This window comes from Brevinematales bacterium, from assembly GCA_026415355.1.
Lineage (GTDB): Bacteria > Spirochaetota > Brevinematia > DTOW01 > DTOW01 > SKYB106.
Window position 1 is genome coordinate 50,497 of record JAOAHF010000009.1, and the last position, 10,580, is coordinate 61,076.

Below are 10,580 nucleotides of genomic sequence, written 5' to 3' on the forward strand. Positions count from 1 at the left end.
GGATGAAATGGGTTTGATTATAAGGCTTCTTAATGAAACTTTAGTTCAAACGGCAGTTCTTTCGCTGCCGTTTCTTATTGTATCGCTATTAGTTGGGCTTGTAATAAGTATATTCCAAGCAACTACTTCTATACAAGAGCAAACTCTTACATTTGTACCTAAATTCATAGCGGTTGGGATACTTATACTGATATTGGGGCCAATACTCATAAGAATTTTTACAGATTTCACTTTGAGACTTTTCGATCTTATGGTTACGGCGATAAAGTAATAGTGTATTTTAGAAATGCATCTTCATGACAATAAAGTAAGTTCATCCATAAAACCGATAAATTGTATGTGTAACGAAGTCGAGGAAAATGTGTTTAAGTTTTAGGTGAAAGTTTATTGCTTTTAGGTTAGTCGTTAGAAAATAAGTAGTAGTTTATTGAAAGTTATGATTTGGTTTTTTATACTTTGAGTGTAATATATATTTGTCTTGATTTGGAGGTTTGTTATGGAAATTTCGAGGAGAGAAATAGGAGATGTTGTTGTTTTTGATGTTAATGGTGAAATTGATCTTTATAATGCTCCCCAGATAAAGGAGCTTGTAAGACAGGAAATTGAAAAAGGGAAGGTTAATATTGTTGTTAACCTTGATAAGGTTAGTTATATTGATTCCTCTGGTATAGGTGTCTTAATATCAAGTCTTTCAAATCTTAAGAAAGTAGGTGGGGGGCTTAAGCTCGCTAATGTTTATGCTTCTGTAAGGAAAGTTTTTGAACTTACGAAGTTAACGGGGTTTTTTGATATATACGATTCCGTCGATAACGCTGTTAGTTCTTTTAATCAATAAATTGTCGGTGAAGGGCTTGAGGCCCTTTCACTTTAGAAGTATTTAATACTAAACGATATTTCTTTTATGAGGTTTCTTTTATTATTACTGATACCGCTTTTTCTTATTGTTTTATCCTGCAGACAGGAGGAAAATAATACTTCTCAGATAATATCAGAAGTAGAGCAGAAAGAAACAGAGCTTAAAGATATTGGTGTTCCTAAGTTTTTGCAAGAGGAGCAGAAGATGTTGGAAACTAATACAAATCAAATGTCTCTACCTCCTGATACTGATGAATTTTTTGGAACAAAAACAAAGAAGACGAATGTTGATAAAAACATCATTGTAGAAGAAAAGGTTATGCCTCGAGAAGTGGTTACTGAGGAAGTTAAACAGGAATTTATACCGAAACCTGTAAATGTAAAAACTCAAAAATTAAGTCGTAAACCAGGGAATGATTCTAAAAAACCTAGAATGGATCTTAAGTTATTTTTCTCTTACTTTTCAAAGAACAGAAAATTTGTTGACTTTAACAATCCTGGTAAAATAACATCTGTAGTTTACGTGGGTAATAAAAATATTTGGTATGTTGATTATAGCGTTTATGTTATACCTTACAAGAATGTTAGTAATTATAAAGTGTTTTTAGTAAAAAAGAATTTAATAGGAATTGGTAGAAAGATAAGCGTAGTAGACGGTAGAAGTCAGCTTACTGTATATTGGAGAGGTAAAAACCTTGATAACAAATTATTGCCTAATGGAAAATATTCAATAGTTGTTAAAGCTCAATTTAGAAATAGTAATAATAAAATTGTATCTTCTTATACAAAGATTTTGGGTGGTAGAAACCCAGTTATAGTAGTGTTAGCTAACTAGTTTTGTTTGCAGCTACCGGTATCACATCCACAACTATCATTAGGATTTATAACTTTAAACCCTTCTCCAAATATTTCGTCTTTTACATAATCGATTGTGGATCCCTTTGCTTCTTCGTAGCTTATAGGATCTACTACTATTGTCAATCCATTGCTTTCAAAAACTAAGTCATCATTCTGTTTTTTGTCATCAATGTAAAGTCCATATTTTTGTCCTGAGCATCCACAACCGTTTGCCATTACTATGAATCTTAGAAAACCATTAGTTATGTTATTATCTTCAAATATTTTCTTCAGTACACTTGCTGCTTTCTCTGTAAGATTTATCATAAAAGACCTCCATTTTCTTAGAATATAATTAAATTTTTTTTGAAATCAATATTAGTTTTCATAATCTATATGTTTCGCCTAGGTTATAGATTGATTTATTGTTTTCTTCTTCGAAGAATTGTATTTCCCTATAGAGTGAATAATATAATTTCATTTTAGAATAGAATATTTAGTTTTCTAATTGTTTTCAAGATAAAAACTGATGAGATATTTTAATGTTTATGTCAATTACTCTGTTTGTTGAGCTATGTTTGAGTTTGAATGCAAAATGTTGAAGTTAGAACGGAGTTGTTCTGATTGTTTCCGTAAGGTTGTTTTGTTGATGTTAGTTTATTTTCTTGAGAATATCTTTTCTAGTGTCTTTTTAGATATGTAAACCATAGTTGGTCTTCCGTGTGGGCAAGAATATTTATCTTCTATTGACATAACATCTTCTAGTAGCTTGTATGCCTCAATTGGGGATATTATATCACCTGCTTTTATTGAACTTCTGCAAGAAATAATTGATAGTATCTCTAAGATATTTTCTAGGCTAGGTTCTATTCCTTCTTGTAGTTTTTCGCAAATTTCGATTATGCTACTAGTTGGATCTATGTTTTTACTAAAGAATGAAGGTACAGTATATATGTAAAGTTTATCTTGAATTTTTATTTCAAACCCTAGTTTTTCAAAAGTTTTGATTTTCTCTTTTACTATGTTTGTACATATAGATGATACTTCTATCGTTATTGGTGATATTAAGATTTGTTTTGATAGAGATTTATTTTCGATTATCTGTTTGTATAGTTTTGAAAATGTAAGTCTTTCATCTGAGGCGTGCTGATCTAGGATTAATAATCTGTCTGTGCCTAATTCTTCGAATATTAGGTAGGTTTTAAAAGCAATTCCGATGAATCTATATTTTTGTGAAATTCTGGTTTGGAGTTGATTGATTTCTGATTTGTTGATAGAAGTAGGTGGGTACGTATTTTCTGGGGTTGTAATCGGAGTAAGTGTTGTTAAAAGCGTATTACCTTGGTTTTTTGATTCTTTGATTTTTTGGATTTCATATTCTTTTTCCTTTGATTTTAGAAAACTTTCCAGTGAGGATTTGATACTTTGTTCTATAGGGTTGAATTTAAGAGATTCTTCAATATCTAGTGTTTGATTGGATTCAGATAATCCTTCTTTTATTGTAGATATTATGTAGTGAAATAGTTTACCTTCGTTTTTGAATTTTATTTCTTTTTTGGCAGGATGTATGTTAACATCGATAAGCGACGGATCTACTTTTACAAAACAGAATACTATTGGAAAATTACCTTTTGGAACTAAATTTGAGTAGGCATTTGAGACGGCTGTTAAAAATGTTTTTGATTCAACGAATCTGCTATTAACATATATGTGTTGTAAGTTTCTAGTTTGTCTTGTAACTGAAGGTTTTGAGAATAGTATTTCAATTTCCATGTCTTCGAAAGTTTTTTTGATGTAAGTAAGTTGTTTTATTTCTGGGAAGATGGACATTATTCTTTCTAAGTATGAATTTGTTTTGGGTAAGATGAGTTCTTTTTTTAGGTTATGATATAGTTCAAAGTTTATTTGTGGTAACGGAATTGCTTTCTTTATGAAAATATCCAAAATGTTTTTAAATTCTGTGGTAGTGCTTTTCAAGAATTCTCTTCTTGGCGGCATGTTGAAAAATAGGTTTTTTACTTTTACAGTAGTACCGTCTTTTGATGGGTGTGGTATGAGTGATTCAAATTTGCCTCCTTTGACTGAAAGTTTGTACCCTTCGTTTGTTTCTCTTCTTTTTGATATTATTTCTAGTTCTGAAACTTCTGCTATGCTTGCTAGTGCTTCTCCCCTAAATCCCATTGTTGTAATGCTATATATGTTGTCAAACTTTTCTATTTTACTTGTTGAGTGTCTTAGGTAACATTTTTCTAGGTCTTCTTTATCCATTCCTTCACCATCATCTAATACTTCTATGAGCTTTTTACCTCCTTCTAACACGTTTACTATTATTCTAGTACTTCCTGCATCAATTGAGTTGTCAACTAGTTCTCTTACTACTGAATAAGGGCTGTCAATTACTTCGCCAGCTGATATTTTAGATATAGTATCTTCGTCGAGTATTCTTATTTTCCCCATAGTGAGTTAGAAACCTTTTTTCTTATACTCTGAATGGGGACCTATATTAAGCTCTCTGAAACTTTCTTCGACTATGCTATCCTGTCCTATTAAGCTTCTTTCTATTATCATACCTTCGACTTTTGCTCTTTCTTCTACTATACTTTCTCTTATTATTGAATTTTTTACGGTAGCACCTTCGTGGATTGATACAAAAGGTCCTATTACAGAATCTTCAACTAAGGCGTTTGGACTTATATAAACAGGTGGTATTACTATGGAGTTTTTTACATTTATACCTATTGTGCTTTCATTGTGAAACTTTGTTAGAAGTTTATTGTTTGCTTCGATGAGTTTTTCTTTGCTACCACAGTCATATACTTCTGAAGTCTCAAATATACTTATTTTGTGTCCCCTTTTTATCATATCCATCATTGCATCTGTTAGTTGGTATTCATTTTTTGTTCTTATATCGTTTTCGATAATATAATCTATTGCATTTAGTAAAGGTTCTGCTTCGGTAAAGTAGTATATGCCTGATATTGCTAGATTTGAAATAGGTTTTGAAGGTTTTTCTACCATTTCTTTTATATATTTACCATCTCTTCCTAATACTACAACACCATATTTGTGTGGATCTTCAACATTAACGACTCCTATGCTATGTTCTCCTTGGGGAGTTTGTTGAAGTACTTTTTTAACATCTGTGAAAAATATTAGATCTCCTAGTATTATGAGCAATTTGTCTTTTGGTGATATGAAATCTTTTGTTATGCTTATAGCATGAGCTAAACCTTTTGGATTTTCTTGGATTACAAATGTCTTTCTTATTTTCGGATATGCTTTTTTGACATATTCTTCTATTTGTTCGCCTAGATACCCTATTACGAATATGTACTCTTCAACTTCAACATTACTAGTCATATACATTATGTAGTCTATAATCTTTCTATCTGCTACGTTTATGAGAGTTTTTGGTATTAGTAGAGTATGTGGCCTTAATCTGGTTCCCTTACCTGCAACAGGTATTATTACTTTCAACCCCATTTTATCCTCCGAATTTAATCAACTTCAAATATATAGTTACCTGCTGCAAATCTCATTCCTTTGAAAAGGAAGGTTCCATTAGGTATTGTGACATTATCTTTTTTAGAAAAGAAGATTCTATAACCTTTTCTAGTTGCTCTTATTGTAATATATCCATTATATGTCCAGTTAGGTAGCGTTACCTTACCTTTAGAAGAAGATATGACGATTTTGTATCCTTTTATAGTGATATCCTTCTTGAATTTATCTGATGAACATTTTAGTACACTGATGTTTGATACTTTTTTAGATTTGTTTACTATGTATATTTTTGGCATAGTGAGAAGGAGTAGTAGTAGTAATATAAGTAATATTGGTATTATAAGGTATAATGTAACATTCTTTCCTAAAACTGTTTCTGTTATCAAAGTTTCGGTGTGGTTTGTTAGATCTACTTCGATAAATTTTACTTGTTCTACTTCTTTGAGTGCTTTTGATAGTTGTGATTCTTTTTTTTGAGGTGTTTTGGAAATAAGTTTCTCGAGGGATATGAAATACACTAGTTGTTGTGGTTCAAATAATGTTGATAATTTTTCCAAGTCAACTATGTATTTTTTTGTTTTTATAGGTGGATCATCGATACCGTCTGATATTATTATGACTTTTGTATTTTGGGATGACATATTGCTGACTTTTATGAGATTTGCTACTTCTTCTAGCATCTTGTATGTGAAGGTCCATTTACCATAGGGTTGTGTACCGCTCATCACTTTGTAAATAACTTCTTTGTTGTATTCATCTTTTATTTCAATAGGAGGACGTATATTTACTATTTCATTAAAGTCAACAATATATACAATATCACCATTTTTTAGGGAAAATATGAAGTTTGATAAAGATCTCAAAGCTACATCATATACTCTTACTCCATCAATGACCTTTCTGTTCATACTTAGCGAAGTATCGATTACTATTATGTAATTTTCAGAATATGCTTGTTTACTAAAGAACGTAAGTATCATCAAAACTAGTATTACTACAAAAAAAGGAATTCTTTTCATATTAGTTATACTAAACTGAGATAGTACTATTTTTCAATAATTTTAGAAATTGGTGAAATTTAAAAAATGTTCCAACAGTGGATTAATTATCTTTTGATAAAAGAATCAAGTTGTTTGATTATGGAATGAGATTTTTGGGTTTAGTGTAGTGATTAATTTTTGTTGTTTTATCCTTAAGTCATTATAGGACTTTCCGAAATAATAATTGTAATGTAGGAGATAGGCATTATGATGAGGTCTTTGTATTCTGGTGTATCTGGGTTGGTTAACCATCAGGTTAGGATGGATGTTTTGGGTAATAACATTTCAAATGTTAATACTTATGGTTTTAAGAGAGAGAGAGTTACGTTTCAAGATATAATCTCACAAATGGTAGAAGCATCAGCTAAACCTACTGATGAGAGGGGTGGTATAAATTCAAAGCAAATAGGACTTGGTATGACAGTTGCTAGCATAGACAAGATCATGACTCAAGGTAGCATACAGACAACTGGTATAAATACTGATCTTTCTATAGCGGGTGAGGGATTTTTTGTTCTTAAAAAGGGTGATCAACTTTTCTACTCAAGGGCTGGTAATTTTTATATAGATAAAAATGGTACTTTGGTTAACTCAAGTGGTTTTAAAGTTCAAGGTTGGAAGGCACAAAAATTAGAAACTGGTGAGATAATAATAAATCCTTCAGGTCAAATTGAAGATCTTGTTATTCCTAGAGGAGCAAAAAGTCCAGCAGCGGCTACGACTGTGGTCAAGTATAGGTCTAATTTGGATGGTAGAACACCAGTACTAACACCACAGTCCAGTCTTTTAGATAGAGAGAAGTACACTCACAAAACTAGTGTGGATATCTTTGATTCGTATGGGAATAGATATAGAATGTTTATTGATTTTGTAAGAACAGATCTAAATACTTGGGTTGCTACTGTTAATGTCGAAAATTCTAGTGGAGTTGTTGTGAGTGTTGGTGAAGAAAAAGTTGATAATAATAATCAGTTTACTATTGTTTTTGATAATAAGGGCACTTTAAGAAGTATTTCTGATAATAGTGTTAATCCTACGGTTATGGATTCTGGTACTCTCATGGCTAATGTGAGTTTTACTCTACCAGATGGTACTAGACAGACTGTTAAAGTAGAATTAGGTGTTGTAGGTAGTATTGAAAATAGTATTACTCAGTTTTCTTCTCCTTCAACTGCTTCAGTTTATGATCAAGATGGACATGCTATGGGGTATCTTGAGAGCTTTAAGATAGACAGTTCGGGAACTATAATAGGTGTTTTTACTAACGGTCTTCAAGAACCTTTAGGACAAGTAGCTTTGGCTGGATTTACTAATCCTCAAGGTCTTGAGAAGGTTGGTGAAAATTTGTACATTGAAACCATGAACTCAGGACTTGCAGATATAAGTCCAGCGGAGATAAAAGGTAAAGGTAAGATATACTCAGGAGCATTGGAAATGTCTAATGTTGATTTATCTGATGCTTTTGTTGATATGATCGTTACACAAAGAGGATTCCAAGCAAATTCGAGAACAATAACAACGACGGATCAGATGCTACAAGAAATACTGAATCTCAAGAGATAATAGGTATCGCACCACCTATTTTCTAGGGGAGGGCCAAAAGTAGGTTCTCCCTTTTCATTCACATTATTAATATCTTTAACCTTTCAACTTCGTCGATGTCTGTTATTACCTTTACTATATATCGGTGTGGATCTAGTTGTAAATTTACTTTTATTTTGCTCGTTACCTTACCGAGAGAATTTTCAATAAGTAGTATTGTGGGTTTTATAGAGTATTCACTGTCTTTGTGTATTATTATTCCTTTTTCACCAGTATTCAGTAATACAAATGATCCTACGGTATATGGTGATGGTAAATTGTATAACTTAGCCATTTCTATTACAAATCTTTGGGCTAACATTGGCTCAAAGTGTGTACCTGATCTTTTCATTATTATATCTAGCGCTTGTGCTATGGTCATTCCTTGTTTGTAAGGTCTTTCTGAAGTAAGAGCGTCAAATACGTCTGCTAAACTAACAATTTGAGGATATCTCCCTATTCTATCGAACTTTATTCCCAAAGGATATCCATTGCCGTCGTATCTCTCGTGATGAAAGAGTACTATCTTCTTAGCGTATGTGCTTACTGTAGGTTCATCTTTTATCGCGAAATATCCTATTATTGGATGCTTTTTAATTATCGTTAATTCTTCTTCTGTGAGTTCTCCAGGTTTGTAAAGTATAGATGTTGGTATTTTTACCTTACCTATGTCATGTAGTATTGCTCCTGTTCCTATTTCTTTTGTTACAAAATCACTAGCACCTAAAAATTTGGAGAAAAACATTGAAAGTATTGTTACGTTCACAGAATGTACGTAAGTGTATTCATCATAGTTTTTTACAATAGAAAGGTTTATTACTGCCTTTCCGAGTTTTTGAATCATTTCTTTAAATAGCTGTTCTATTATCCTTTTTACTTCTGATATTTCTATTTTATTGTCTTCTTTGAGTTGGTGTAAAACATTGTTTATAACTTCTTTTGCTTTTTCTTTGACTTCTTCTGAAAACATCGGAGGATATATTTCCGAAAGATCTTTTTTTATCTCTTTGGTGTAGTATAATTCTTTTATACCTTGGGTTTTGAGTTGATTAATTATGTTGGGAGTTAGAGGCTTTTTAGCAGGCCATATAAAGATACCTTCTTTTGAAAATAAATCTCCTGATAGCACCATGCCGGGTTTTAGAAAATCAACTAGTATGTCGTATTTTATTTCACCTGTTCCCATGATTTATGACGTAATTATACTACTAATATATGATCTGTTTCAATAGAAACAGAGATTTGATCTTAGTTATAATTACAGGAATATATAGTATCTTATATATTCGCATAGGAAATTGTGAGGGTGATATTTAGTAATTATATTTTAGCTAAATTTTGAGGATCTTTTTGAAAAAAATATTTGTGAAAGTTATAATATTGTTTGGAGGTAGGTATGAGAAGAATTATATTTTCGATTCTTGTAATTATGATATCTAGTTTTGTTTATGGGCAGAAATATGTTGTTGATACTTCAATAGGTGATGTTTATGTTTTAAACAAGGGGAAGAGTTCAATAGTAGAAGTTGGGTATATCATAAAGCAAGGGGATACTATAAAAACTGGTAGGGATTCTGAATGTTACATATCAGTTGATAGAAGAGGATATATAAAAGTTGAACCAAATACTTCGGTTAAATTTGAAGAGATTGAAAGTATTGCTAAGGAGAGCAAGAGAGACAAATTGAGTGTTAATGGTAATATAATACTATCAGTTAAAGGTATATTTTCTCAAAATAGCTCTTTGAGCATTAAAACATCAACGGCTTTTGCTACTGTTAGGGGTACAGAGTTTGTGATAGAAGTTGCTGATATGACAACAAGGGTTTACGTTCTTGAGGGTAAAGTAGAAGTTGCTCCGCTTGTTTCACAGGTAGAAAGTGATCTTTTGATGTTTTCGACTTTACTTAATGCAGGGGAGAAGATAGAAATATCAGAAATAGATGTGATAAATGCTACTTCTTTTTTAAGGAAAGGTAAAGAAGGTGAGTATGGCGTTTTTTTGAATAGTAAAAAGAAATCTATTATTGCTTCTGAAAGAGAGAGATTTTCGCAAAGGATGAAAATGTTAAGAGATTTACAGAAAAAGAGAAAAGAAGAGCTTGAGAGAAAGAAAAAAGAATATCTTAAGGATCCATCAAAAATGTTTGAAGAATAATAGATGAAAATAGGTCTTTTTGGCGGTACCTTTGATCCTATACATATAGGACATTTAATAGTTGCTAATACTGCTTTGGTTAGATTTACATTAGATAAAGTTGTCTTTGTACCAGCAAAGGTGTCTCCATTTAAGCTTGGCCGTCAAAAAATGTTTACAGATAAGCAAATAATTGAGATGATAAATCTCTCAATACTAGATAACGAGAAATTTGAGTTATCGGATTTTGAGATTTTATCTGAAAGTGTTTCTTATACATATCTTACTGTAGATTATTTTAGTAATCTCTATAATGGTGCAGATATTTACCTAGTACTTGGTAGTGATAGTTTTGAAAGTTTTTGTAAGTGGAAAAATTATGAGCAGATAATTCAGAAATGCAAAATAATTGTTTATCCTAGATTGGGAAGTAGTTTGGAATTGCCTAAGTGTTTGGAAAGTTTTAAGCATAAAGTTTTTGTTTTACAGTCTCCTGTTATCGAAATAAGCTCAACTATTATAAGAAAGATGATAGTTAGAAAGGAAGATTTTAGGTATCTAGTTCACGATAGAGTTTATGAGTACATAAAAAGTTTGATGTAATTTTGATTAGAATTATCTGCTTT

Annotated in this window: 11 protein-coding genes; 6 read left to right on the forward strand and 5 right to left on the reverse strand. The window is 31.5% G+C overall.

Annotation, left to right across the window (positions count from 1 at the left end):
• The first annotated feature begins 7 nt into the window (after positions 1–7).
• The 3 genes from N2712_04660 (at position 8) to N2712_04670 (ending at position 1,690) form a co-directional block, all read left to right on the forward strand.
• Positions 8–271 (forward strand): flagellar biosynthetic protein FliQ, encoded by a 264-nt coding sequence (locus tag N2712_04660; protein ID MCX8029271.1) that lies wholly within the window; start codon positions 8–10, stop codon positions 269–271.
• Between the two features lie 225 nt (positions 272–496).
• Positions 497–835, forward strand: a complete 339-nt coding sequence (locus tag N2712_04665) for an STAS domain-containing protein (protein ID MCX8029272.1) — start codon at positions 497–499, stop codon at positions 833–835.
• 66 nt (positions 836–901) lie between these two features.
• Positions 902–1,690, forward strand: coding sequence for a hypothetical protein (locus N2712_04670; protein MCX8029273.1), 789 nt, complete (start codon positions 902–904; stop codon positions 1,688–1,690).
• On the opposite strand, the gene N2712_04675 is transcribed toward N2712_04670, so the two are convergent.
• The 4 genes from N2712_04675 to N2712_04690 form a co-directional block, all read right to left on the reverse strand.
• Entirely contained in the window at positions 1,687–2,019 is a 333-nt protein-coding gene (locus N2712_04675; GenBank protein ID MCX8029274.1) for an iron-sulfur cluster assembly accessory protein, read from the reverse strand. The genes N2712_04670 and N2712_04675 overlap by 4 nt on opposite strands.
• Positions 2,020–2,349: 330 nt before the next feature.
• Entirely contained in the window at positions 2,350–4,149 is a 1,800-nt protein-coding gene (gene mutL, locus N2712_04680; protein ID MCX8029275.1) for a DNA mismatch repair endonuclease MutL, read from the reverse strand.
• 6 nt (positions 4,150–4,155) lie between these two features.
• Positions 4,156–5,175 (reverse strand): sugar phosphate nucleotidyltransferase, encoded by a 1,020-nt coding sequence (locus N2712_04685; GenBank protein MCX8029276.1) that lies wholly within the window; start codon positions 5,173–5,175, stop codon positions 4,156–4,158.
• A 14-nt stretch (positions 5,176–5,189) separates the two neighbouring features.
• Positions 5,190–6,215 (reverse strand): VWA domain-containing protein, encoded by a 1,026-nt coding sequence (locus N2712_04690; GenBank protein ID MCX8029277.1) that lies wholly within the window; start codon positions 6,213–6,215, stop codon positions 5,190–5,192.
• Positions 6,216–6,443: 228 nt separating this feature from the next.
• Here N2712_04690 and flgE point away from each other — a divergent pair, with 228 nt between their 5' ends.
• Positions 6,444–7,799, forward strand: coding sequence for a flagellar hook protein FlgE (gene flgE / locus N2712_04695; GenBank protein MCX8029278.1), 1,356 nt, complete (start codon positions 6,444–6,446; stop codon positions 7,797–7,799).
• Positions 7,800–7,857: 58 nt separating this feature from the next.
• On the opposite strand, the gene N2712_04700 is transcribed toward flgE, so the two are convergent.
• Positions 7,858–9,003 carry an HD-GYP domain-containing protein gene (locus tag N2712_04700; protein MCX8029279.1) on the reverse strand — a complete coding sequence of 382 codons (1,146 nt, stop codon included), beginning with the start codon at positions 9,001–9,003 and terminating at the stop codon, positions 7,858–7,860.
• 210 nt (positions 9,004–9,213) lie between these two features.
• Here N2712_04700 and N2712_04705 point away from each other — a divergent pair, with 210 nt between their 5' ends.
• Together N2712_04705 and nadD are read left to right on the forward strand one after the other, a co-directional pair.
• A complete protein-coding gene (locus N2712_04705; GenBank protein ID MCX8029280.1) occupies positions 9,214–9,975 on the forward strand; it encodes a FecR family protein in 762 nt (253 codons plus the stop codon).
• Positions 9,976–9,978: 3 nt separating this feature from the next.
• On the forward strand, positions 9,979–10,557 hold the full coding sequence (gene nadD, locus N2712_04710; GenBank protein MCX8029281.1) for a nicotinate-nucleotide adenylyltransferase: 579 nt from the start codon (positions 9,979–9,981) through the stop codon (positions 10,555–10,557).
• Positions 10,558–10,580 lie beyond the last annotated feature (23 nt).